Here is a 25118-nt window from a genome sequence, read left to right as displayed (position 1 = left end):
GAAGCTCTAGTCCTCAGGGGGGGGCGGCAACAGATGGTGGTCTATCTTGATAACTGACTAACGAATAAGTGTGTAGGGTGTAAAAAATACCACCACATCCCGAAGGATATGGTGGTGTTGATCATTCAACTGGAGGGAGAGAAAGGCGCAGCTCTTGAGCTCGGATGTTGACCTTAATCTGGGCACCGACCTCGACGTTGTGAGCGTGGATGCGGGCAGCAGCGGTGATGTGGCCACCAGCTTGTGCCAGGTTGTCAGCCATGCTGAGGGAGTTGTCAGCCACTGACATGAGGCGATCCCATACGGTACCAATTGAGGCTGTGTTGTTCATGGTCTGTCTCCGGAGTAGTGCAGCAGTCGGTTTATGCTGCCATCGTTGTAACGCCGTAGGCGGAGAAGAGGGGGGGGGGGTACTTCTTTATCTGAATCCAGGGGTATGTAGTATTGCCACCGTAGGCAGATGAGCAAATTTTTCAAAAATGCGACTGACTTCCCCTGGGGGCCAAATATTCTGGCAGCTTTCGGTTGAATCCCTGTGTCTGGATAGTATATCGGTCGTATACCGCCATTTTCAGCGCTTTTAGCGGACTTAGTATATCGGTTGATCGTGAGTAACCATTTCGGCAAGCCGCCTCTGAAGCTGGATCTCGTCTTTGCTCAGTTCTCAGAGTATCGGGTGTGTATCGGTTTTATGTTTAACATGGTTGTATATCGGTATCGGGAGCTGTTCCGTTGGCGGGACCCATGGGACCCAAATCAAATGATCTCAGCCACGGTGTCTTTACCGTGCCGGCCGTGACCGAGGATGAGTACTTTGGGTTTGTCGGGCATGGGTAAGGCTCCTTGGTATAAAGGTGGAGGTAGTAGAGTTGTGGGAGATTTGCGGTTGGTGCCCGCTGGCTAAGATTTGGTATACTGCGTTATTGAGTCACAGCCCAGAGCCGGGACACATTTCATAGTGTGTACATAGTTGTGTACATAATCCGAAGAAGCCGCTAATGACACCCCAAGAAATTGCTTTAAAAACAAGCACAAGAAGGTGCTTTGCCATCATTTCGCACCCGGACGCTGGTAAAACCACGATCACGGAGAAGCTGCTGCTGTTCGGCAAGCTGATTCAGTCGGCAGGCTCGGTAAAGGGCAAGCGCAACGAAAAACACGCAACCTCTGACTGGATGGCGATGGAGCAGCAGCGTGGCATCTCGGTCACCTCTTCGGTGATGCAGTTCCCGTACAACGACGCCACCGTCAATCTGCTGGATACACCCGGTCACGAGGATTTCTCGGAAGATACTTACCGGGTTTTGACCGCTGTCGACTCGGCGTTGATGGTGGTAGATGGCGCCAAGGGTGTTGAGGACCGCACCATCAAGCTGATGGAAGTCTGTCGTTTGCGCGATACGCCGATCTTCACGTTTGTGAACAAACTGGACCGGGATACCCGTGAGCCCATTGAAGTGCTGGACGAGATCGAAACGGTCCTGAATATCCGTTGTGCGCCGATCAACTGGCCGCTGGGCAACGGTAAAGGTTTTAAGGGTGTCTACAATCTGTACACCGATACCATTCATGTTTACCACCACGGTCAGGGCACGCGTATTCCGGATGACGTGCAGATCCAGGGGTTGCGCAGTGCCGAGGCAAAAGCACTGCTGGGCGCCTATGCCGATGACTTTGCCGACGAAATCGAACTGGTGCGGGGCGCCAGCAATGAATTTGATCTGGGTGAGTATCTGGCTGGCCGCATGACACCGGTGTTTTTTGGCACAGCGCTGGGCAATTTTGGTGTGCGCGAGATGCTTAATGACTTTGTTAAATGGGCACCGCAACCGCGAGCGCGCGAGACTGAAAGCCGCACGGTGACGCCCAAGGAAGCGCCATTTTCTGCCTTTGTTTTCAAGATACAGGCCAACATGGATCCGAACCACCGGGACCGTATTGCTTTTCTGCGCATCTGCTCGGGCGCCTACAGCAAGGGCATGAAGCTGCACCATTGCCGCCTGGGCAAGGAAGTCCGTATCAGTGATGCGGTCACCTTCATGGCGGGCGAGCGGGAGCAGGCTGAAAATGCGGTGTCGGGTGACATCATTGGTTTCCATAACCATGGCACCATCCAGATCGGCGATACCTTTACCGAGGGTGAGAGCCTGCAGTTTACCGGCATCCCGCATTTTGCGCCGGAGTTGTTCCGTCGTATCCGCTTGAAAGACCCGCTCAAAACCAAGCAGTTGCAGAAAGGCCTGAAGCAACTGTCGGAGGAGGGCTCGGTGCAGGTGTTCATGCCGCAGCGCAATAATGACCTGATTGTGGGCGCGGTGGGTGTGCTGCAGTTTGAGGTGGTGGCCTACCGTCTGAAGGATGAGTACAAGGTTGATTGCATTTACGAACCGGTGAACATCTACAGTGCGCGCTGGGTGGAATGTGATGATGCGAAGAAATTTGAGGAGTTCAAGAAGAAGGCCTACGAAAATCTGGCCGTTGATGGGGGCGATCACCTGACCTACTTGCCACCAACGCGCGTGAACCTGGCGCTGATGGAAGAGCGCTGGCCTGATGTGCGCTTCCGCGCGACACGGGAACACCGGAAGTCTGAGTGAATGGAGATTGCCATTCCATTCCGAGCCGCGCGCTACTGATTGTCTGCTTGCGGAGACGTGCAGGAAGCAGCTTTGTTCCCGAGCCACGGGGTGTGGGAGGCGCTTTTCGGAGACGCCCGTGAACCCATCCATGGGGGGCTCGGATGCGACCGTCCAAGGGTCGCATACGCTCCGAAATTCGCCTCCCACACCCCGCGTCTCTCAATGCAAACATGCCCTGACGGAAAGCACCTCAGGTAGAGACGTGGGATGCTGATTGTCTGCTTGTGGAGCGTCGACGACCCTTGGACGGTCGTCGCCGAGCCCCCCAGGGATGGGTTTACGGGCGTCTCCACGAGCAGACAATCAGTAGCGCGCGGCTCGGAAACAGATCACTGACTCAATATTGATAGCCAAAACGAAGCAGAGAACACATGAAATTTGAACTGAAGACAACAGACGGCGCCGCCCGGCGTGGCACACTGACATTCCCCCGCGGAGAGGTGCAGACGCCCGCGTTCATGCCCGTGGGCACCTACGGTACCGTCAAAGGCCTGACCCCCGAACAGATCAAAGGCACCGGCGCCGAGATTATTCTGGGCAACACCTTCCACCTGATGCTTCGCCCCGGCACCGACATTATCAGACAACACGGCGATCTCCACGACTTCATGGGCTGGGACAAACCCATTCTGACCGACTCCGGTGGCTTCCAGGTGTTCAGTCTCGGTGACATGCGCAAGATCAGCGAAGAAGGCGTCAACTTCAGATCGCCTGTCGACGGCGCCAAAGTCTTTCTCGGCCCCGAATCCGCCATTCAGGTGCAGCAGGACCTGGGCGCCGACATCATCATGATCTTTGATGAATGCACTCCCTATCCCGCCACCGAGACCGAAGCCCGCGACTCCATGCAGCTGTCCCTGCGCTGGGCCGTGCGCTGCAAAGAAGCTCACGGTGATCACCGCGCTGCCCTGTTTGGCATTATTCAGGGTGGCATGTACCCAAATCTGCGCCAGGAGTCGCTCGACGGCCTGGTCGCGCTGGATTTTCCCGGTTACGCCATTGGCGGTCTGTCCGTGGGCGAGAGCAAAGAAGAGATGATCAGCGTGCTCGATTACGTTGGCCACCGCATGCCCGCGCACAAACCGCGTTATCTGATGGGCGTCGGCACGCCCACCGACATCGTTGACGCCGTGGCCCGCGGCATCGATATGTTTGACTGCGTGATGCCCACTCGCAATGCCCGCAACGGCTATCTGTTTACCAGTCAGGGGCTGCTCAAACTGCGCAATGCCCGCTTCAAAACCGATACCCGACCGCTGGATCCGGCCTGCGCGTGCTATACTTGTCAGCACTTCAGTCGCGCCTACCTGCATCATCTGGACAAATGCAAAGAGATGCTGGGCGCGCAATTGAACACGATTCATAATCTGCACTACTATCAGGACCTGATGCAGGGTTTGCGTCAGGCTCTGGAACAGGGTAGATTTACCGCCTTTACGGAGGCGTTTTACCGCGATCAGCGCGTGCTGGAGACACAGCCCGACGCCTGATTGGCAAGCGTTTCGTCGCATTTAAACCCAGAATAATTATTGACCCTTCAGCCGCAGCGGGCAACACCCGTCAGGCTTCATTGTTTGAGAGAGTTTTGTTATGGATTTTCTGATCAGCTCCGCCCATGCCCAGGACGCCGCAGCACCCGCTGGTGGCGCCATGTTCAACCTGTTGTTCATCGGTGGCATGTTCCTGCTGTTTTACCTGATCCTTTGGCGTCCTCAGGCCAAACGGGCAAAAGAGCATCGCGAACTTGTTGGCAGCCTGAGCAAAGGTGATGAAGTGCTGACCAGCGGCGGTATTCTGGGTCGTATCACAAAAGTGTCAGATGACTATGTCACTGTCGAAGTCTCGGAAGGTGTTGAGGTCAACCTGCAGAAGTCTGCTATTGGTGCCGCGCTTCCGAAAGGAACCATCAAGTCAATCTGACAGGCTTTACCCGACATGTTGAACAAATTTCCCTTATGGAAAAACATATTGGTGCTGGCGGTAATCGCACTGGCAGCACTGTATGCTGTGCCAAATCTGTTCCCCGATGACCCGGCTATTCAGATTTCCCACGAAAACAATGCCATTACCGAGTTGGATCTGGGCATGGCTACGGATGCCCTGCGCGCCGCCGATGTTGACTATTTTGGTGAAGAAGTCACTGACATCGGTGCCCTGATCCGGTTTGCTGACTTGGAACAACAGTTACGCGCCAAGACCGTCATCGAAGAAACCCTGCCTGATGGATACATCATCGCGTTGAATCTGGCTGCAACCACACCGCCGTGGCTACAGGGCCTGGGCGCAACCAAGATGAACCTGGGTCTGGATCTGCAGGGTGGGGTTCACTTTCTGATGGAAGTGGATATGGAAACTGCGCTGCGCCGGCGCATGGAAAACATACTCAGTACCATTCGGCAGGAATTGCGCTCGGAACGGATCCGGTCGCGTTCACTGGAACTGGTCGGGGAAAGTGAGCTTGAGCTGCGCTTTACTGACGAAGATTCTCGCAGTCAGGCGCGCAGCCTGATCCGCGATGGCTACTCTGATTTGCTGGTGCAATCACGTGAAAGTGGTGATGAATACCTGCTGCAATTGACCATGCTGCCGGAAAGCATCCAGCAGATGGAAGTTGATACCATTCGTGCCAACCAGACCACCATCCGGAATCGGGTCGACTCTCTTGGCGTCTCCGAACCGATTGTGCAGCAACAGGGCCCCAATCGCATCGTGGTGGAACTGCCAGGTGTGCAGGATACCGCGCAGGCAAAACGCATTTTGCAGCGTATCGCGACGCTGCAGTTTCATCTTGAAGCCAATGCGGGCGCGTCCTCTACCAGCTATGAGATCTATGATTACCAGGGGCAGTCGATCCGTGTTGATAATGATGTGATCCTGCAGGGCGATCGCATCAGCAATGTGCGCTCGGCGCTGGACCAGTATGGTCAGCCCCAGGTGGTGATCAATCTGGATGCCCAGGGTGGCCAGCAGTTCAATCGCATCACGCGCGAGAACATTGGTCGGCCGATGGATATTCTGCTGATTGAAACCCGCACACGCACCGTGCTGGAAGAAGACGCTGACGGCAATACCGTCGAAGTTCAGGAAACCTACGAGGAGCGCCGGCTGATCAGTCACGCCGTTATTCGCGCTGCGTTAGGCCGTGAATTTGTCATCACCGGGCTCAGTGGCCAGGAAGCCAATGACCTGTCCTTGCTGATTCGTTCCGGTGCGCTGGCGGCGCCCATGTACTTTATTGAAGAACGGACTGTCGGGCCCAGCCTGGGTGCAGAGAATATTGCACAGGGTGCCGGAGCCGTTCTGCTGGGTTACCTGCTGGTAATGTCCTTCATGCTGTACTACTACCGTTTATTCGGGCTGGCGGCCAACCTGGCGCTGATGATGAATATTGTGTTGCTGGTAGCAATCATGTCGATCATCGGCGCCACGCTGACGTTGCCGGGTATTTTCGGCATTGTATTGACGATCGGTATGGCAGTAGACGCTAACGTACTGATATTTACGCGAATACGGGAAGAGATGACCGCCGGCCTGTCGCCGCAGAACGCGATTTCGTCGGGTTTCGATCGCGCCTTTTCGACTATTGTGGACGCCAACCTGACCACTTTCCTGGTGGCCATGGTCCTGTTCACGGTCGGCACCGGGCCGGTCAAGGGTTTTGCCGTCACCCTGATGGTGGGCATCATGACGTCGATGTTCTCCGCCATCATGATTACGCGGTTTATTGTCAATACGATCTATGGTGGACGGGCAGTCAAGAAGCTGTCAATCGGTCCATTCATCAAGGCCGCCTGAGGCCACTGATACAATATTTGCAAGGGCAGACTTAGCATGGCACTGATTAAAGGCGATATCGATTTCATGAGCGCGCGCAAGCGACGCATCACGGGAATCATTTCTGCGGTAATGCTGGTGGTGGCGATCCTGTCGCTGGCCATCAATCGCTTCGAGTTCGGACTGGATTTCACCAGTGGTACGCTGATTGAAGTGGGTTACACACAATCGGTTAATCCGGAAACAATCCGTCAACAGCTGGTTGATGCCGGCTACGAAGAAGCCGTGGTAGTTACCTTTGGTTCCGATCGTGATGTGCTGGTGCGCCTGCCCGTGGAAGAGGGCGAAGACGAGGCCATGAACAATGAAGTCGCCTCGCTCGGTGATGAAGTTCTTGCCCTGTTGCAATCGAGCAGTGACACGCCGGTCGAAATGCGGCGTTCTGAGTTTGTCGGACCCAAAATTGGTGCTGAACTGGCCGAGCGAGGCGGGCTGGCGCTATTGGTAGCACTGGGCATTGTCATGCTCTACGTTGCTGTGCGTTTTCAGTACAAATTCGGTATCGCATCGGTGGCAGCGCTGGCGCATGACGTCATCGTAGTGCTGGGTGTGATTTCGCTGTTCCGACTGACCTTTGATCTTACGGTGCTGGCGGCATTGCTGGCCGTCATCGGTTACTCACTTAATGACACTATCGTGGTATTTGACCGCGCGCGTGAAAATTTCCGTATCATGCGTTCCACAGATTCAGAGCATATTCTGAACACAACGCTGAACCAGGTTATTTCCCGAACCTTTGTCACATCATTGACGACATTGATGGCGTTGATCGCGATGCTGGTCATGGGCGGCGAGGCAATCAGAGGGTTTGCGGTGTCGCTGATCGTGGGTGTTACCGTCGGTACCTATACATCACTGCATATCAGTTGCAATTTCCTGATCTACCTCGGCATTACCAAAGAAGATCTCGCTGTTCCCGTGAAGGAGGGCGAAGAGCTGGATTCCATGCCCTGAGGCGCTAACGCGTCAGTATTATCGCGGTGTGGACGCAGCTTGTGCTGAATGTGTAGCGGCCGCGCCCGCGATAACCCCGGTGAAACCCTGCGCCCAGATCTTCAGTCAGCTCAAATTCAAATGCACCATTTTTGTGCGAGCCCGGCACGTCTGGTGTGATAATCGCGGCGTGAAAATCAAAAAACCTGTTCACCAGCGGAAATAAACATTTGAACAGGCTTTCCTTGGCCGAAAACACCAGTGTCAGGTAGTGCGACGAAGATTCGAACGACTGCTGGCAACCCGCATTGCGTTCGTGACTGGTCAGAACCTGCTGCCTGACATTTGCTGCGCTGGCTCTTCCTATCCAAGTCTCTGAATCTATTCCTACGGCGCGAACCGCATCATGATATGCAACGACTGCCGCTGCGTAATCATGGGTGTGAGTGATCGAGCCAACCAGTCCCTGTGGCCAGGTTGGTTCGCGGTTAGCACCTATTCCGACAGTGTTCGCAGGGTTGTTGCCAAGTTGCATGAGTGCTTCCCGGGCGCAGTAACGACCCGCGATGAATTCAGCTTTGCGTTTTTGCACTGCCTTGTGCAGGGATGCCGGCAAAACAAGACCTAAGTCGGAGACTGCTTCCGCCCGAAAGAGTTGTTTGTCGAAGTGGCAGCTTACCAGGCGACAGTCGCTTTCGATGCAAAATGGGGAGGGAATCAGGCTTATCATATTTTGGTTATTTAACGCTCGGAAGATTTAATTGTAAAGGTGATGCAGGTTGAATAATTGCAAACGTTTTCAGTCGAATGGGTTGCCTTGAACAATAACATGCCAGTAGAATGCTTGGGCGCGCTTACAGAAAAAAAACGAGTTTATTTCGCTGCAACCCCTGCCGTGATGACTCCAAAAAAACACGTCGAGTGAAACTATGAGTCTGGAGCAAGAACCGGCAGATCAGAATGGTCCTTCGTCAGTCGGCGACACTCTTTTGCGCTCACTAACGCGACTGTCGCCACCCCGATTCAAAAATCCATTCAAGTCCGGTTTGCTGAGCCTCGCCAGTCTCGACAGTCCTTCTGTTAAAGGCTTGCTTGGTATTGCTGTTCTCAGCGCGGCTTTCGGCACCGCTGTCGTGTATTTTCTCAATGCTGAATCCAAGCTGGTCGGTGAAAACCAGTACTCCGTTTTTGCCGCCATCGCGTTTCTGGTGATGCTGGTATGTTACCGTTTTTGTCAGCGCTTTCTGATTGCTCAGTCAAGCAGCGCTATCGAAGCTGCCTTGCACCAGTGGCGACAACGAATTGTTGCTAAAGTGACAAAATTGTCATTAAGAAACATCGAAGATTTTTCCGAAGAAGCAATAACGGATGGTCTGATAAAGAATTACGGACCGCTGTCGCAGGCGATTATTACCATAACCGCCGGTGTCGAGTGCCTGAGTCTGCTTATCTTCATGTATCTGTACGTGGCTTTCCTGTCGCCACTGGCGGCGTTGCTCACCGGTATAGTCGGTATTGCGACCGTACTGGGCTACCTCTCGGTTTCCGCCCGGCTGGGTGAAACCATGCAGCAGTCGGCCATCTCCAATGCCAGCCTTGATCGGTCAATGGAGGCCGGGATCAGAGGTGCCAAGGAACTCAGGCTCAATACCAGCAAACGAAATGAGTTCCTCCAGGACGCCAAAGAGGCCTCTTCCGATCTTTATCAAAACCGTTCAGCCAGCGCTGCGCTGTTTGCCGAAGTTCTGGCATCTGGGACCACCGCCTCCTATCTGATGGCTGGAGCAGTTATTTTTGTTCTGCCAATCCTCAATCCTGGCGAAAAAGACGATGTATCCAGAATAGTCATGGCAGTTTTGTTCCTGATTGGCCCCATCGGTGGTGTGATCGGCAGTATTCAGCAATTCAATATTGCCCGCTTCTCAGTTCTGGGGATCATGAGATTTGAAGATGAAGTGGATGTCTGTCTGGCAAAAAACGAAGAGGCAGATGACACGGTAAATTCCAGCAGCCTGGAAGACTTCGGTGTTATAGAACTGGATCAGGTCAGATACAGTCATCGTTCGCCACAGGCGGCGGATGCGGAGATAGCTTTCAGTGTTAAAGATCTGAATCTGTCTATCAAACGCAATTCGATTACTTTTATTACCGGCGGCAACGGTTCCGGCAAGACCACGATATTACGTCTGCTGGTCGGGCTCTACCCGCGAGAGCGAGGTGATATCAGGATTGATGATACGCCAGTAAACCGATTCCCGATGCAGAATTACCGGGACCTGTTTTCGAGTGTTTTTGCCGATTTTCATCTGTTCGCCAAACCTTATGCGCTGGATGCGGATGGGCTGGCAAGACTGGATGAATGGCTTAACAGACTGGGCGTTCGTGACAAGTTTCCAGCCGACCTGAGCACCGGATACGATACGCATGCCCTCTCGACCGGTCAGAAAAAGCGTCTGGCGCTGGCGTTGGCACTGGCAGAGGATCGGCCGGTGCTCATTCTCGATGAATGGGCGGCAGACCAGGATCCGCAGACCCGAAAATTTTTCTATCGGACCTTGTTGCCGGAATTCAGAGCCTCCGGGAAGACCCTGGTCGTTGTGACACACGATGACCGCTATTTCGACTGTGCAGATCATCACTATTATGTAGAAGAAGGAAGGATCACGCTCCATTCCGGCACTCAGGGCGAGGGAGATACCAGCCAGTGAAAAATTATTTTTCTCAACTGTTCAGACGATTCCGGTTTGGCTTCATTTTTACCGTACTGGTGTCGCTGTTTCTTCTGGTCATACTTTGGGACCGGATAGTACACACTGTTCCACCCGGGCATGGCGCCGTGGTGTGGCATAGAATCCAGTGGCCGGGCTCTCAGCACCTTCGTAGCTATCTGGTCGCCGAAGAGGGCGTGAAAACAACCTGGCCCTGGGACAGCTTCTATCTGTACGACCTGCGCCTGATGACGCACACTGAAACCTATAACGTGGTGTCGCAGGAAGGTTTGCATTTTGAAATGGATATGACTTTCAGGTGGAATGTGATGCCAAGCAATCTGGTTCTGCTGAACCAGACAGTGGGTAAGGATTATCTGCAAAGTATGCTGATTCCCGAGATAGGTTCGGTGCTAAGGGAGACAGTCGCGTACCACCTGGCAGAGGATCTATACACTGTAGACAGAAACGAAGTTCAGCAGCGCGTGTACAACGAAGTCACATCTGATTCCCTGCCTAATCATATTGGTTCAAGGACATCCGTGGCGCCAGGTGTTACTATTACGTTGCTGGATACTTTGATGACCAACATTCGGCTGCCGGAAAGTCTGAAAACCGCGATTGAGGGAAAACTGGCGGAATCAGAAATGGTGGCTCAGTACGAGTTTCGGGTGGAACGGGAACGGCTTGAAAGCCAGCGCAAGCTCATTGAGGCCGAAGGAATCCGGAATTTCCAGGAAATGGTTTCGCCCGCCATTACAGATAGTTATCTGCAGTGGCGTGGCATCGAGGCGACACTGGAACTGGCCAAGTCCAATAACAGCAAAGTTGTGGTGATAGGAAACAGTGCCAATGGTTTGCCGTTGATACTGGACACACAGGAGGGCCGTCAGTTGCCCGGTGCAACTAGTATCAGCGACAGTGTCGTTGAATAAGTGTTAAGTCAAATGATGTAGTTGACTGACATGCTTCGACCCTCGGGATGAATCGAATACTCAACGCTTGGTAGATGTCCGTGATACAGAAAAATGCCAGTGAAATAGAGGGAAGTGAGCGAGTCAGGTTCAGTGTTCCGGAGAATCAGCTCGTGGCGTTGTTGCTGTCGCGTCGTTTGACGACACAGGCAGGGATAACCGCTCTCGACAAGCGTGGCAACGCCACGGTGCAGTCCTATGCCGAGCTCAACGTGCAGGCGGCAAGAATCTGCGCCGGACTGCAAAGTGCCGGATTGCGGCCAGGTGACAGGCTTGTACTGCAGCTTGTCGACGCCATGGATGTTCTGGTCAGCTTCTGGGGATGTATTCTGGCCGGTGTGATTCCGGTCGCGTTAAACGCCGCGCCCTTCTATAACCGCCCCAATGCTCAGGCTGACCGGCTGCTTTCAGCCATTGACCGCTTTCGTTGCGACAGTGTACTTGCATCGCCGGAGCTGTACGAACCCATCAACGCATTCCTTGCTACTGCAGGCAGCACCCTTACTGACTCTCGATCCACTCGTGTCGTCAATCTTGCGGATTGCCGCATCGCTACCACTGAGCCTGAATTTCACACCCCACAGCCTGAGGATCCGGCTGCCATGTTTCTCACCTCGGGCAGCACAGGTGCAGCCAAGGGTATTGTGCAGAGCCATGCCGCCATGCTGGCGATGGCTGATGCCACCATTCAGATGAATGCTTTTACGAAAGATGATGTCACACTCAACTGGATGTCTCTGGATCATGCGGGTTCTCTGGTTTTTCTTGGCGTAATGCCATTGGCGCTGGGCGCAATGCAGGTACACGTGCCGATTGACTACGTGTTGAAAGAGCCGACGCGCTGGCTGGACCTGATTGAAGCGAAGCGGGCATCAATAACCTGGGCACCCAATTTTGTATTTGCATTACTACTTGATCGTCAACAACAGATCAGTGAGCGGAAGTGGGATTTATCCTGCATGCGCTTTATGGTTAATGCTGGCGAGGCGGTTGTCAGTGCCACCGCGAGACGTTTTCTGACCCTGTTACAGAAGTTCGGGTTGCCCGAAGATGCTCTCAGGCCAGCTTTCGGTATGGTTGAAACCTGTTCCGGCATCACCTGGTCACCTGGCTTCCGGTTACAGGAAACCGCCGACACTGACTCTTTTGTGTCACTTGGACCGGTGATTCCCGGGGCCGCCATGAAAATTGTGGATGAATCCGGTGCCGTTGTTGCCGAAGGCGTTGAAGGCAAGCTGTTACTTAAAGGTGCTTCAGTCTTTAATGGCTATGACGGTGAGGACGCGTTGAATGCAATCATGTTGGTGGATGGCTGGTTGGTAACCGGGGATCTCGCCTATATTAAGGCTGGCGAACTGTTTGTTACCGGCCGTGAGAAAGACATGGTCATCATCAATGGCAATAACCACTACTGTCATGAAATAGAAGCCATTGTTGGCAAGCTTCCAGCTGTTGCCAGTGATTGCGTCGCGGCCATTGGGGTTTGCGTTGACGGCGAGAATACTGAGAGCCTGGTTGTTTTCTACGCGCTATCGGATGACGCCGGTGGCGATACCGACAAGCTGGAAAAAACGCTGCGTTCCGACGTGACACGTGTGACGGGCATTGCCCCCAGAGCTGTGCATGCATTGCGTCCGGACGAGTTTCCGCGCACCGAGATTGGCAAGATAAAGCGTAATCTGATGAAGCGCCGTTACGAGAATGCTGAGTACGGCTCGCCTGTAAAAAAGACTGCGACTCTGCTCAGGGACGCCAACGAAGACCTCGACGATTCCGTTGCTTTCCGGGAAATGTTGGCAGGAATCACGGGTATCTGGCAGAGAGCATTGGGCCTGGAAAGTATCGGCCTTGATGAAACGTTCTTTGAGCTGGGGGGATCGTCGTTGCTGGCGATTCAGGTGCAACACGAACTGGAGCAGTTGCTGGCGCGGGAAGTGTCAATGGTGGAGCTGTTTGATACGCCCACTATTCGCTCGATGGCTGAACATTTTTCCGGTCGCGAGGTGCACGTAGAGAATGACGTTTCTGCGGACACTCAATATGGCTCCACGATGACGGGCGATATTGCCGTTATTGGTGTTGCGTGTCGGTTCCCGGGCGCGCATGGCCCTGAGGCTTTCTGGCGAATACTCGAGCAGGGTGAAGAGACTCTGAGTTTCTTCACTGCGGCTGAGGCGATCGCTGCCGGTGTGCCCGCTGCTCAGGCCAATGACCCGGCACAGGTTAACGCTGCCCCGGTCCTGGATGATATTGAAGGCTGTGATCTGGATTTCTGGAAGTACGCCAAACGCGAAGCAGAGCTGATGGACCCACAGCAACGTGTGTTTCTGGAGACTGCCTGGGAAGCGTTTGAAGACGCGGGTTACGTGCCCGGTGCTGCGCTGGGAAAAGTGGGTGTGTATGCGTCTGCCGCCACCAATACTTACCTGCAGAATAATGTTTATGCCAATAGAGCGTGGGTCGCCGACAATGGCGGTGAGCTATTCACTGTTAATTCAGTGCCCGGCTTCAACGTGATGGTAGCCAATGACAAGGACTATCTGCCGACAAGAGTGTCCTACAAGCTGGATCTCACTGGCCCCAGTATGGCGGTCCAGACCGCCTGCTCCAGCACGCTGGTGGCGGTGCACGAGGCCGCCCGTGCGCTTCGCGAAGGTGAGTGCGACATGGCGGTTGCTGGCGGCTGTGCCCTGATGTTGCCGCAACATGCCGGACATTATTATGAAGAAGGGATGATCAATTCGCCAGATGGTCATTGTCGCGCCTATGACAGTGAGGCCAGGGGCACGATATTCGGAAGCGGATCAGGGGCGGTACTACTAAAGCGATTCGATCAGGCAGTTGCTGACGGTGATGATATATATGCTGTGATCAAGGGCAGTGCCGTGGTTAACGATGGCGGACAGAAAATGGGATTCACGGCGCCCAGTATGATGGGTGAGTACCGGGCCATTTCCCAGGCGATCAAGAACGCCGGAATTGATGCCGACAGCATTGGTTTTGTTGAAGGACATGGCACCGGCACACCCATCGGTGATCCGATTGAAGTGCAGGCGCTGACCAAAGCGTTCCGGCACAGTACCAAGCGCAATGGTTATTGCGCACTGGGGTCGGTGAAAACCAATATCGGCCATATGGGAATAGCGTCCGGAATCGCCGGGTTCATCAAAACCGTACTGGCACTGAAACACAAGTCGTTGCCAGCGACGTTGCATTTCAGAAAAGCCAATCCAGCCATTGGTTTTGACAAAACACCGTTTTATGTCAGCAATAGCACGCGAACATGGGAAGCAGGAGAAACGCCGCGTCGTGCCAGCGTCAACTCTCTCGGTATTGGCGGTACCAATGTCCATGTCGTGCTGGAAGAAGCCCCCGCGCGAATCGAATCCAGCCAGTCGACGGTTGTGCATGTGCTCCCGGTTTCGGCGGGCAGCGATACGGCGCTCACGAGCAAAAAAATTGCGCTGGCTGATTTCATCGAACGTCACCCGGATGTCGCTTTAGCGGATATTGCATTCACTCATCAGCGCGGCCGACTTGCCATGGCATGTCGCCAGGCGTTTGTGGTCTCCAGTCGAGATGAATTGCTGTCGCGGTTGCGCGACAGACAGGCACCTGGTGCCACTGTTACCGGTAACAACCAGATTGTGTTCATGTTTACCGGTCAGGGCAGTCAGTATGCCGGCATGGGCCGGGATCTATATCATGCTCATCCGGCATTTCGTGACGCGCTGCTTGAATGCACTGCGCTGTTTGCTGCTCACCGGGAGCATTCAGTCCTTGATCTGATATTGTCTGCCGCAGACGATTCTGACGCAGAAGCCCTGTTGAGCGAGACACAATACACGCAGCCGGCGATTTTCTGCATTCAGGTAGCGTTGGTGCAGCTCTACCGGCAATTCGACATCAGACCAGACCTTATCATCGGGCATAGCATTGGCGAAGTTGCTGGCGTCTGGGCGGCAGGGGGCCTGAGCCTGGTTGATGCAGCCATGCTGGTTGAGGCGCGCAGCCGCCTGATGCAGGCAGTCACGCAGCAGGGTGCCATGGCGTCTGTCAAAGCGGATGCGGTGTCAGTTCGTCAGTTACTCGCGGACATGGACTCCGACTGCGAAATCGCGGGATGCAATTCCCCATTCGATACCACGATCACCGGAGACGCTGATTCGGTTGCCAGTGTCTGTGCCGCGCTGCGCAAACAGGGTTTTGCAGTGACGACATTGAAGGTGTCACATGCATTTCATTCGCGGCATATGGAAAGTGTGCAGCAGACATTTGTCGCGGCCATGGGAAAGATCGATTTTCGCAAAACCCATATTCCGGTCATCGCCAACGTTGACGCGACAACGCTCGACCATAAGGCGCAAGGCGCTCAGTACTGGAGCACGCAGTTGCGTCAGCCCGTGCAGTTTACGCAGGGGCTGCAACAGACCATGTCAGTAGGCGGCAAGCACTTTGTCGAAATTGGACCAGCAGCGATTCTCTGCAGTCTGGGGCGCGCGCTGGAAGGCTCATTATCCGGGCAGGAAACCTCGTCCCTGCATTGGATACCTTCACTGCGTAAAGGTCAGCAGGATGAACGTGTGTTTGCCGGAGCGCTGGCCAGCCTGTTTGTGCTGGGCTCGGCAGTCGACTGGTCGGGCTCTGCCGCGTTTGATGGCAGTCGGGTACATCTGCCAACGTATCCATGGCAGCGACAACGCTGCTGGATTGACCCGGATGCGAAAAAGGCAGGCAGGGTTGTTATCGATCAGCTGTCGGCGCCTCCGCTAGTGCTTGCGCGTAGCGGCCAGCAGATTTATACGCTTGAATACGACACGGATCTCATGCCAGTGCTGGAGCAACATCGTGTATTTGGTGTTGTGGTGCCGCCGGCAGCGTTATACGTATCGCAGTTGTTACGAACAGCTGCTGATTTTTCAGGTCACCAGGTTGTTGAGATGAGCGATGTCAATTTTATTGCTCCCATGCGTCTCGCTGACGCAGTGACAGGGTCTGCCGCCGCAGGCAGAACAGTTCAGATTCAATACAGTATCGGTAATACGGCTACGCACATAGAGCTCAGCAGTCAACCGGGTAACATGCGACTGTCTGCTCTGCTGGCACGTTCGGGCAATGGTTCCGCCAACGGAGCAGCCAAACCGGCTGCGTCAGTGCAGACCCACGTGGCAGCGGATCTGTTACACGGCTCCGTCAGTAAGCCAGTGGCCATGGATATGGCAGCGTTGCGAAAGCGCTGCGGTGACGCGCTGGACCCGGCAGTGATAGAAGCGCATATGACGTCGATGCAGGTGGGTCTGGGTGACTCGTTTTGTTGCTTCAACAGCATTTTTTGCGGCAGTAACGAAGCGCTGGCCTGCCTTGATGTGCCGGTGTCAGCGGCTGCCCGGGTTGCCCAGGGAGTACCAGCAGGATTGATCGACTGTCATTGGCAGACAATGCTGGCCGCCCTCCCTGAGATGCCGACAGCGACCATTGTGCCTGCACGTATAGACAGTCTGATGAGTTACACCGATAAACTGCCGGAGCAGGTGTGGGCGCACGCGCAGATACATCAACAGTCGCCGACACTGATCATTGCATCTGTCACGCTGATGTCGGCGACCGGACAGGTGTTGCTGGAGAGTCGGGGTATCGAATTTCGCGTTGTTGCGGCAGAGACTTTCAGCCATGCAAACACGCTACTGATTGATGACGCTGTCCCCACCGTGTTTTCCCGACGCTGGCAGAGTCAGCCGTCTGTTGCAGGAATGCCGGCGCTGAAACCGGAGCGGATATGGCTGGCGGGCAATGACGAGGATGTCACACGGATTGCTGACTGGTTACTGGCTGTGGGCATTGGCGCGACACGGGTTGATGACCTGGAAGGTGTGCCCGAAAGTGAACTGACCACCTCCCTGCCGCTGCTTTATGTTGACAGCGTTACAGAGGGGAGTGGCATTGAATCCTGTGTTGCACTGAACCGGTTTATGGCGTCGCTGGTGCCCCATACAGATAGGGTAAGCCAGGTAATTGTGGTAACACGGCTGAGCGATGCTGTGGTGCCGACATCTGAAGCCACCGGATCATCGACTTCTGTATTGCCCGCCGCGCATCGAAGCGCGCTGTCTGTGCAAGCTGTGACCGCTGCGCATGAGCTGCCCGATCTGGTCATTCGTGCTGTGGAGATGGATCAGGAAACGGACAGTTACATTGCGCTATTGGCGTTGTTCTCAAATCCAGCAGAGTCCGGTCTCAGGCTCCGGATCAAGTCAGGCATTGTGCAAACTCTGAAGGCGGATGCGCTGGCGACTGGCGACGACGAAATAAACTTTGCGTCAGACACGGTGCAGGTAATTACCGGTGGTCTGGGCGGTCTTGGTCTTCTGACTGCGGAGTGGATGTTCAGTCGGGGTGCCCGCCATTTCCTGTTGGCGGGTCGTTCCCTGCCGTCACAGGAAGCCAGCGCGCGGCTAGCATTGCTGTCAACAAACGGCGCTAACATCGAAACCGATCAGTGTGATGTCAGTGAGTACTCGCAGGTTGTTGCGTTGGCTGACAAAGCCGCACGGATGGGGTCGGTGGAAACCCTCATTCATGCTGCCGGGGCGCGCCGTGATGGGCTGATTGGGTCTCTGCAGGACGCTGACATTATCGAGCTCGCGCAGGCCAAAGCGATTGCGGCAGAGAATCTGCATAACGCATTTGCCGGGCTCAAGCCAAAACAGTCTGTCTATTATTCCTCGATTGCAGCCTGGCTCGGTGCAGCCGGTCAGAGCAATTATTGTGCTGCCAATGCCGCGCTTGATAGCCTCGCCAGTCATTATACGGCCGCTGGCGCTCTTACTTTGAGTGTGGCATGGGGGGCATGGGAAAAGGTCGGCATGACGGCATCGCTTAATGACAGTCACCTGGCACGGCTAAGTAACGCTGGCTACGGCTTTATCAATACCGATGCCGGGTTTCGTGCGCTAGGTCGTTTTCTGGCGACAGCGGGAGCCAGTGAAGTGGCCATCCTGACCGCGGACTTTAACAGGCTGGCTGAAATGCCCGGTGGTGCAGCATTCTGGCCTGCCTCGCCGCCTGCAGGTAATGCACTTGCCAGTGTTGTCGTGCCGAATACGCCGCCTGTCGGCCCGGAGGTATCTGATTTTTCCGAACAGTTGCTGGCATCGGAAGACAGCACCGCAATTGCGTTAATGCAGGATTATCTTGCCCGTCTGGTTACTGAAATGACCAGCCCGACCCGTCACGGGCAGCTCGACTTTGATGCTGGTTTTCTGGACCTGGGTATTGATTCCCTGGCAGCGCTGGAGCTACGCAAAAAACTGGAGACAACGCTGGGTATTAAATTGAAGTCTACGCTGATTCTTGATTACCCCAACATCACCGTCATGGCGAAGGCTCTGCTTACGATGGTGCAGACTATTTGGCCGCGACAGGAAAGCGAAGCTGCCGGGGAGAACCAGCGCGAGACCAACACTAAGGCAGCGACTGACAGATCGGACCTGCTCAGACAACTGGCCAACGAAATAGATTTTCAGGAGTAGCTATGATCAACACACTGGGAGTAGTAGGCGCCGGCGTCATGGGGCGGGGTGTTGCTCAGGCAGCGGCGCAAAAAGGCATGCGTGTTGTGCTGATTGATATTGCCGAAGAAATACTCACGGCTGCGGACAGTGAAATACGTCAGGCACTTCGTTTTGCTGGCATGATGGACAAGAGCCGTGAATCGGAGCCGGCCGAAGAGGTCTGCCAGCGTATAGAGTTTGCGACCGACCTCAAGGCTCTGGCGAAGGTTGATTTCCTGGTCGAGAATGTCAGTGAAAAAGTGGCTGTCAAGCAGTCACTGTACCCGCAGCTGGACAGTATCTGCAAAAGCGATTGCGTCTTCGCCGTGAATACGTCGGCAATATCAATTACCCGCGCGGGCAGCTGGACAAAGCGTCCGGATAAAGTGCTGGGTATGCATTTCATGAATCCGGTACCGATGAAACCACTGGTCGAAGTCATCCAGGCACACCATACCAGTGATGCCACCATTGAAACCGCGAAACAGTTTTTGACCCAGCTCGGTAAGGAAGCGATCGTAGTTAACGATATGCCCGGATTCGTTTCCAACCGCATCCTGATGCTGACCGTCAACGAAGCGGTGTTTGTGGTGCAGGACCAGGTGTCAACGGCGCGTGATGTTGATCGCATTTTCAAGGGCTGTTTCGGACACAAGATGGGGCCATTGGCCACCGCTGATCTGATCGGGCTGGATACCATTCTGTTTTCACTCGACGTGCTATACGAAAGTTACAACGACCCCAAATTCCGGCCTGCGCCGCTATTACGAAAAATGGTGGACGCAGGCCTGTATGGCCGAAAATCCGGCGAAGGATTTTTTAAGTATCCGAATTTGCATCAGGCAGCAGCAAACAAAGCAATCCAAGCAGATAACGTGGCAGGGAAAAAGTGACAGATACCAACTACAGACAGGACATACGCAGTTTTCTGGAGAACTTCATCGGCGAGGAGGATTTTGCCGACGAGGACGATATTTTTGAACTGGGTCTGGTGAGTTCACTGATGGCCATGCAACTGGTTCTTTATGTGGAGAAAACTCTGGCTATTCGGGTGGAAAGCGAAGACCTTGACCTGGATAACTTTCGCAGTATTGCCCGAATGGATACATTCATGCGCGCCAGGTCAGTTTCTGCTAATGGATAATCTGGCTAATACAGAACTGCGTCAGCAACGCCGTCTACAGGTAGCGACGCAGCTGGCCCGGTTTTCGTCGGAAGATATCAAGGCCTGGGATCAGGCTGCGAGTACACCGATAGAAGTGATAGCGGCACTGGCAGAGGCTGGCCTGTTGGGCACATTCATTGCTCCCGAGCATGGCGGCGATGGCTGGGATGCTGTGTCCTTCGGACAATTGTGTGCTGAGCTGGGCCAATGCAGTATGTCGTTGCTAAGTATCGTCACGGTGCACAGCATGGTCATGGAGGCCATTCGCTTGTCGGGGACAGATCAGCAGCGTGCGCAGTGGCTGCCGGATTTGGCTTCAGGTCGGATAATTGGGGCGTTTGCCTTGACCGAGCCGGAGTATGGCAGCGAGGCAACCGGTATCCAGACGACCTTGTCGAATCACGACGGTGGCTATCGGATCAATGGCCACAAGAAGTGGATATCTTACGCCCCTCGGGCGGATGTGCTGCTGGTGTTTGGCAAACTGGAAGATGGCAGCGCAGTTGCCTGCCTGCTGCCAGCCGATACCCCCGGTTTAACCATCAAACAGATGCCGGGCCTGCTGGGATTTCGTGCCGCCATGGTTGGCGAAATTGATATGGTTGACTGTGTTATTCCGACCGCCAACGTCATCGGGGGCAAAGGTGCCGGTATTTCCTATGTGGCGGCAGGTGCACTGGACCTGGGCCGGCTTGCCATCGCGTTTGGTGCACTCGGTGCAATCGAGGCCTGCCTGAGTGATTCAGTGACTTATGCCAGGAAGCGCAAACAGTTTGGGCAGTCTCTGGCCCGACACCAGCTCATTCAACAAATGCTGGCGGATATGATCACGTCTTACAAAGCGGCTGAACGCTTGTGCCTGCATGCCGCTGAGCTGCGGGCTTCGGGCGACCCGATGGCGACGATGGAAACAGCAACGGCGAAATATTTTACGTCCACTCAGGCCGTCTCGATAGCTAATCAGGCGGTACAGATCCACGGCGCTGCCGGCTGCAGTGCCGACGAAAGTCGTACTGAACGTTTTTATCGCGACCTGAAGATCACGGAAATCATTGAGGGCAGCAATCAGATGCAGCAGATCATGATTGCACAGAATGGCATGGGCGAATTTGTTCAGTCCGCGCTCAGACGCAAACGTCTGCAGACAGGGGGCCAGACATGAGCGACAGCACTGCGCATCCGCGGATCAAGTGTGTGGTCTGGGATCTGGATAACACGATATGGGATGGTGTGCTGCTGGAAAGCGATACACTGCCGCAACTTCGGAGTCATGTGCGCGAACTCATTGAGGCCCTGGATCAGCGCGGTATTCTGCAGTCAGTTGCGTCCAAGAATGAGCCGGAACCAGCAATGGCTGCGCTGGCTGCGCATGGTCTCGACCAGTATTTCCTTTATTCACAGATAAACTGGAATGCAAAGTCTGACTCAATCGGAACCATTGCTGAGCGCTTGAACATTGGCCTTGATACTTTTGCTTTTATTGACGATCAGGCATTTGAGCGCGACGAAGTACTTTCCGTGCACCCGCAGGTGCGAGCATTCAGCGAGAACAGTCTGGCCAGTCTGTCAGGTCGCCCGGACTTTAATCCGCTGTACTTGACCGAGGACGCAAAAAATCGCAGGCAGATGTATCAGAAAGAAGAGCTGAGAACAAAGGCGCAGGATGACTTCAAGGGTCCACAGGACGCCTTCCTGCGAACGCTGGACCTGAAGCTGCAACTGAAACGAGCCAGTAAGGAAGACCTGCACAGGGCCGAAGAATTGACAGTGCGTACCAATCAACTGAATACAACTGGGGTGACATACTCCGCCAGTCAGCTTGGTGAACTGTTGGCGTCTGAACAGCACCAGGTCATCGTCGCGGAACTGACGGACAAATACGGATCTTATGGGGCGATTGGTTTGCTGCTGATATCAGAGCAGCCGGGGCAGTGGTGTGTTGACCTGTTCCTGATGTCGTGCCGTGTGATGTCCCGCGGTGTGGGCGGGGTCATACTTACCGCGCTGCGAATGGTTTGTCGCAACCAGGGGCTCAAACTCGCAGCCCAGTTCCGGGAAACGGATCGAAACCGTCTTATGCTGATTACTTATCGTTTCGCCGGGTTCCAGCATGATGGTGACTTATTGCTGAACGACCTCAGCAAGATTCCGGCACTGCCTGACTATATGCAACTAAGCATTGATGACGCGATGCACTGGAGACTGCCGTGACCAGCAATAACACAGTAGACGACGAAATCATCGGTAAAGCGCTGGCAGAAATCCGTCGGTTGAAGGCAGAGAATGCTGAGTTGCGAGCTGGCGCTGCGGCGGCCTCACCAAGGCAGACAACCGGCGCCGAACCCGAACCTATCGCTGTCATTGGATTTTCCTGCCGTACACCGGGTGAGGGCAATACGCCGGAGGCGTTCTGGAAAATTCTGGAACAGGGTGAGTGTACGATTGGCGAAATCCCGTCTTATCGCTGGCCGGTGGACAAATACTACGATGCAAACCCGGACGCACCAGGCAAGATGCGCTGTCGGTATGGTTCTTTTCTGGGCCCGGTGGAGAATTTTGATTGTCGGCTTTTTGGTATTTCGCCGGTTGAAGCCAGTTTCATGGACCCGCAACAGCGCCTGCTGCTGGAACTGGCCTGGGAGGCGCTGGAAGACGCCAATATGAATATGGAGGCGTTAAAGGGCTCGGCGACCGGTGTATTTGTTGGACAGAGTGGCTTCGATTTTGCTGCTCAGCACATGAGAGAAGAAAGTCTGTGTGAAATTACGCCCTACGTAGGTACCGGTTGCGCTTCCAGTCCGGCAGCCGGACGCATTTCCTATACCTTCGACTTCAAGGGTCCTTCGTATGTTGTCGATACGGCGTGTTCGTCATCACTGGTGGCACTGCACAACGCGTGTCAGAGCCTGCGTCAGGGAGAATCGACGTTGGCACTGGTGGGCGCTGCCAACCTGATCCTTGGTCCTGGCATGAGTATCAATTTCGACAAGGTCGGCATGTTGTGCGAGGACGGCATCGTCAAGACCTTTGACAAGGACGCTCATGGCGTCGTGCGCGCTGAAGGCGGCGGCATGGTTGTGCTCAAACGCCTGGACGCTGCGCTGCGCGATGGCGACCGCATCGACGGCCTGATACTCGGCTCGTCCATCAGTCAGGATGGCGCCAGTTCCAGTTTGATGGCGCCCAGTGGCGCATCGCAGGAGTCAGTGATGCGGGCCGCACTCAAAGCCGCCAGAATTGGCGCTGACGCTGTCGATGTTGTCGAGGCCCACGGTACTGCTACGGCCCTCGGCGACCCGACAGAATTGAACGCACTGCTTGACGTATATTGTCAGTCGCCTCGCGCGAATCCTCTGCTGGTCGGATCTGTGAAGACAAATTTCGGGCACATGGAGGCGTCCGCCGGCATTGTTGGTTTTATCAAGCTGCTGCTGGCATTGCGCCACGAATACCTGCCACGTCACCTGAATTACACTGAAGGTCATCCGGACATTGACTGGTCCAGTCAGGCCATTGAAGTATGTGCGCAGGGCCGATCCTGGCAGCGGGGCGAGCGCAGACGCGTTGCCGGTCTTAGTGGTTTCGGTTTTTCCGGTACCAATGCCCATGTGATTCTGGCGGAGGCTCCTGACGTCTCGACAGCCGGCGAGATAAAGGCGACACCTGCAACTGCCAGCGAACGTCAGGCAATGCCGGACCGACGTCAGTTGTTACTGATGAGTGCAGCCTCTCCGGCCTCTTTGCAGGGCAGCGCGAAGGCACTCGCCGACTGGATGGAAACCCACCCCGACCTCAGCCTGGCGCAGGTTTGCCACACCTGGGCCACGCGCAGAAAGCGTCACGTTAACCGTCTCGCCCTGGTCAGCGATGATCGCGAGCAGGTTGTTGAGCGGTTGCGCCGATTCGCCGAAGCCGGCAAGGTCAGGGGCGGCGCCAGTGGCACCGTGCATTCACGGTCCGGACGATTGGCAGTTGCCATGGTCTGTGGCGGTCACGGCGCGCAATATCACGGCATGTCAGCGTCGCTGTATCAGGACGAACCGGTTTTCAGAGAAGCATTTGATCGCGCCGTCGTTATTGCCAATCAATATTGCGACGGTGATCTGCGCGCACTGTTGCATGAGTCGGTGATCCCGGAGAAGGACAAAAAAACCAGGACAGGCGTCCTTGCTGGTGCCAGTGTCACTGGTGAGTTGAGTCAGACACTGCAGGCGCAACTGGCAATCTTCTGTGTGCAGTATGGTCTTGCGCAGCAATGGATAGCCTGGGGCGTGATGCCGAAGGCGTTGCTGGGGCATAGCCTGGGAGAATACACGGCTGCCTGTCTCGCCGACGTTTTTTCTTTGCAGGACGCGGTCAAGCTGATCGCTGAACGCGCACGACTGATGGAAGCACATACCCCACAGGGTGCCATGTTGACCGCCTTTCACGATGAATCAGCGGTAAAGTCTATTGTTGCCGATTTTGCGGATGCAGATATTGCCGCAGTCAATGGGCCAGGCATCGTTCTGGTGTCAGGAACAGCAGCAAGTATCAACGATATTGCCCGGCTTATCGATGAGGCCGGTGGTCGTACCAGCAATGTGCCCATCGACCGGGCGTTTCATTCGCCTCTGGTTGACTCGGTTCTGCCGCATTTTCGTAAAGTGCTGGAGACTGTAAAATTCTCCACTGCCAAAATTCCGCTGATTTCCAACCTCAACGGCGCCGTGGCCGGTGCTGAAATTACAACGGTCGATTACTGGTTGCGGCACTCCCGCGAGCCGGTTCAGTTCATGATGGGCATGCAGACCCTGCATGCCGGAAAATACGACGCGTTTATCGACCTTAGCCCCGAGCCAGTCATGATGGGGCTGGATCTCTGTTATCAGGAAATCCGCGAGAAAGCCGGTTCCAGGAGCGTCTGGGTGCCGAGCATCCGACAGGGTGCGAACGATCAGCAACGAATGCTGGAATCACTGGGTAAACTGTATTGCCTGGGACTGAATCCGGGCCGTGAAGTGCCGGCTCAAATGCCGGCACGCCTGCCGACCTATCGTTTTGATCGTCAGCGATGCTGGTCTGCAGCCGCAGAGAGAGGGCAGCAGGTGTCTGTTGTTGGGCCCCGTTCAGCTGCTGATCCGCTTGCCGATTTAGCGCCTGGCACTGGCGTTACGTCAACGCCAGGCGCTGGTAATGACGCAGGTATACATCGGGTGATGCTCGAGCATATGGCAGTCGTGGATCAGTATCTGGCCCTGACTGAGGGTAACAAACCCGGTTAACAACCCGGCTTCACCGAACTGAATAGACGAACCTGGCTCGACCTTGAGCAC

General features: G+C 54.9%; 15 protein-coding genes. 13 read left to right on the top strand and 2 right to left on the bottom strand.

The window, feature by feature from the left end:
- Positions 1-121: 121 nt before the first annotated feature.
- The gene (locus PHACT_RS03655) at positions 122-331 is read right to left on the bottom strand and encodes a hypothetical protein (protein WP_070115966.1); all 210 of its coding nucleotides are present in this window, start codon (positions 329-331) and stop codon (positions 122-124) included.
- Between the two features lie 667 nt (positions 332-998).
- Between PHACT_RS03655 and PHACT_RS03650 the strand changes: the two genes are divergently transcribed.
- The 5 genes from PHACT_RS03650 to secF all read left to right on the top strand — a co-directional run bounded on the left by PHACT_RS03650 (position 999) and on the right by secF (position 7427).
- The gene (locus PHACT_RS03650) at positions 999-2597 is read left to right on the top strand and encodes a peptide chain release factor 3 (protein ID WP_070115965.1); all 1599 of its coding nucleotides are present in this window, start codon (positions 999-1001) and stop codon (positions 2595-2597) included.
- A gap of 413 nt (positions 2598-3010) precedes the next feature.
- Complete coding sequence (gene tgt, locus PHACT_RS03645; protein ID WP_070115964.1) at positions 3011-4129, top strand: tRNA guanosine(34) transglycosylase Tgt; 1119 nt, start codon at positions 3011-3013, stop codon at positions 4127-4129.
- 100 nt (positions 4130-4229) lie between these two features.
- Positions 4230-4559, top strand: a complete 330-nt coding sequence (gene yajC, locus PHACT_RS03640; protein WP_070115963.1) for a preprotein translocase subunit YajC — start codon at positions 4230-4232, stop codon at positions 4557-4559.
- Positions 4560-4574: 15 nt separating this feature from the next.
- Complete coding sequence (secD, locus tag PHACT_RS03635) at positions 4575-6434, top strand: protein translocase subunit SecD (protein ID WP_070115962.1); 1860 nt, start codon at positions 4575-4577, stop codon at positions 6432-6434.
- A 36-nt stretch (positions 6435-6470) separates the two neighbouring features.
- On the top strand, positions 6471-7427 hold the full coding sequence (gene secF / locus PHACT_RS03630; RefSeq protein WP_070115961.1) for a protein translocase subunit SecF: 957 nt from the start codon (positions 6471-6473) through the stop codon (positions 7425-7427).
- Between the two features lie 4 nt (positions 7428-7431).
- On the opposite strand, the gene PHACT_RS03625 is transcribed toward secF, so the two are convergent.
- Positions 7432-7998 carry a 4'-phosphopantetheinyl transferase family protein gene (locus PHACT_RS03625; protein ID WP_169819381.1) on the bottom strand — a complete coding sequence of 189 codons (567 nt, stop codon included), beginning with the start codon at positions 7996-7998 and terminating at the stop codon, positions 7432-7434.
- Positions 7999-8335: 337 nt separating this feature from the next.
- On the opposite strand from PHACT_RS03625, the gene PHACT_RS03620 reads away from it, so the two are divergent.
- From PHACT_RS03620 to PHACT_RS03585, 8 genes are all read left to right on the top strand, one after another.
- Positions 8336-10114 carry an ATP-binding cassette domain-containing protein gene (locus PHACT_RS03620; protein ID WP_070115959.1) on the top strand — a complete coding sequence of 593 codons (1779 nt, stop codon included), beginning with the start codon at positions 8336-8338 and terminating at the stop codon, positions 10112-10114.
- Positions 10111-11049: a prohibitin family protein gene (locus PHACT_RS03615; protein WP_070115958.1), complete on the top strand. Its 939-nt coding sequence runs from the start codon at positions 10111-10113 to the stop codon at positions 11047-11049. Before PHACT_RS03620 ends, PHACT_RS03615 begins: the two co-directional genes overlap by 4 nt.
- An 80-nt stretch (positions 11050-11129) precedes the next feature.
- Complete coding sequence (locus PHACT_RS03610; RefSeq protein WP_169819380.1) at positions 11130-18617, top strand: type I polyketide synthase; 7488 nt, start codon at positions 11130-11132, stop codon at positions 18615-18617.
- Positions 18618-18619: 2 nt separating this feature from the next.
- Positions 18620-19531 carry a 3-hydroxyacyl-CoA dehydrogenase family protein gene (locus tag PHACT_RS03605; RefSeq protein WP_070115956.1) on the top strand — a complete coding sequence of 304 codons (912 nt, stop codon included), beginning with the start codon at positions 18620-18622 and terminating at the stop codon, positions 19529-19531.
- Positions 19528-19782, top strand: coding sequence for an acyl carrier protein (locus PHACT_RS03600; RefSeq protein ID WP_070115955.1), 255 nt, complete (start codon positions 19528-19530; stop codon positions 19780-19782). Before PHACT_RS03605 ends, PHACT_RS03600 begins: the two co-directional genes overlap by 4 nt.
- On the top strand, positions 19775-20965 hold the full coding sequence (locus tag PHACT_RS03595; protein WP_070115954.1) for an acyl-CoA dehydrogenase family protein: 1191 nt from the start codon (positions 19775-19777) through the stop codon (positions 20963-20965). Before PHACT_RS03600 ends, PHACT_RS03595 begins: the two co-directional genes overlap by 8 nt.
- Positions 20962-22014 (top strand): HAD-IIIC family phosphatase, encoded by a 1053-nt coding sequence (locus PHACT_RS03590; RefSeq protein WP_070115953.1) that lies wholly within the window; start codon positions 20962-20964, stop codon positions 22012-22014. Before PHACT_RS03595 ends, PHACT_RS03590 begins: the two co-directional genes overlap by 4 nt.
- Positions 22011-25067 (top strand): type I polyketide synthase, encoded by a 3057-nt coding sequence (locus PHACT_RS03585; protein WP_070115952.1) that lies wholly within the window; start codon positions 22011-22013, stop codon positions 25065-25067. Before PHACT_RS03590 ends, PHACT_RS03585 begins: the two co-directional genes overlap by 4 nt.
- Positions 25068-25118 lie beyond the last annotated feature (51 nt).

This window comes from Pseudohongiella acticola, from assembly GCF_001758195.1.
Classification (GTDB): domain Bacteria; phylum Pseudomonadota; class Gammaproteobacteria; order Pseudomonadales; family Pseudohongiellaceae; genus Pseudohongiella; species Pseudohongiella acticola.
This window is presented reverse-complemented; position numbering and strand designations above follow the sequence as displayed.

Excerpts from the sequence above, each read along its gene's own strand:
- PHACT_RS03655 (WP_070115966.1), bottom strand. The coding sequence starts at position 331 with ATGAACAACACAGCCTCAATTGGTACCGTATGGGATCGCCTCATGTCA.
- PHACT_RS03650 (WP_070115965.1), top strand. The coding sequence starts at position 999 with ATGACACCCCAAGAAATTGCTTTAAAAACAAGCACAAGAAGGTGCTTT.
- tgt (WP_070115964.1), top strand. The coding sequence starts at position 3,011 with ATGAAATTTGAACTGAAGACAACAGACGGCGCCGCCCGGCGTGGCACA.
- yajC (WP_070115963.1), top strand. The coding sequence starts at position 4,230 with ATGGATTTTCTGATCAGCTCCGCCCATGCCCAGGACGCCGCAGCACCC.
- secD (WP_070115962.1), top strand. The coding sequence starts at position 4,575 with ATGTTGAACAAATTTCCCTTATGGAAAAACATATTGGTGCTGGCGGTA.
- secF (WP_070115961.1), top strand. The coding sequence starts at position 6,471 with ATGGCACTGATTAAAGGCGATATCGATTTCATGAGCGCGCGCAAGCGA.
- PHACT_RS03620 (WP_070115959.1), top strand. The coding sequence starts at position 8,336 with ATGAGTCTGGAGCAAGAACCGGCAGATCAGAATGGTCCTTCGTCAGTC.
- PHACT_RS03605 (WP_070115956.1), top strand. The coding sequence starts at position 18,620 with ATGATCAACACACTGGGAGTAGTAGGCGCCGGCGTCATGGGGCGGGGT.
- PHACT_RS03595 (WP_070115954.1), top strand. The coding sequence starts at position 19,775 with ATGGATAATCTGGCTAATACAGAACTGCGTCAGCAACGCCGTCTACAG.
- PHACT_RS03590 (WP_070115953.1), top strand. The coding sequence starts at position 20,962 with ATGAGCGACAGCACTGCGCATCCGCGGATCAAGTGTGTGGTCTGGGAT.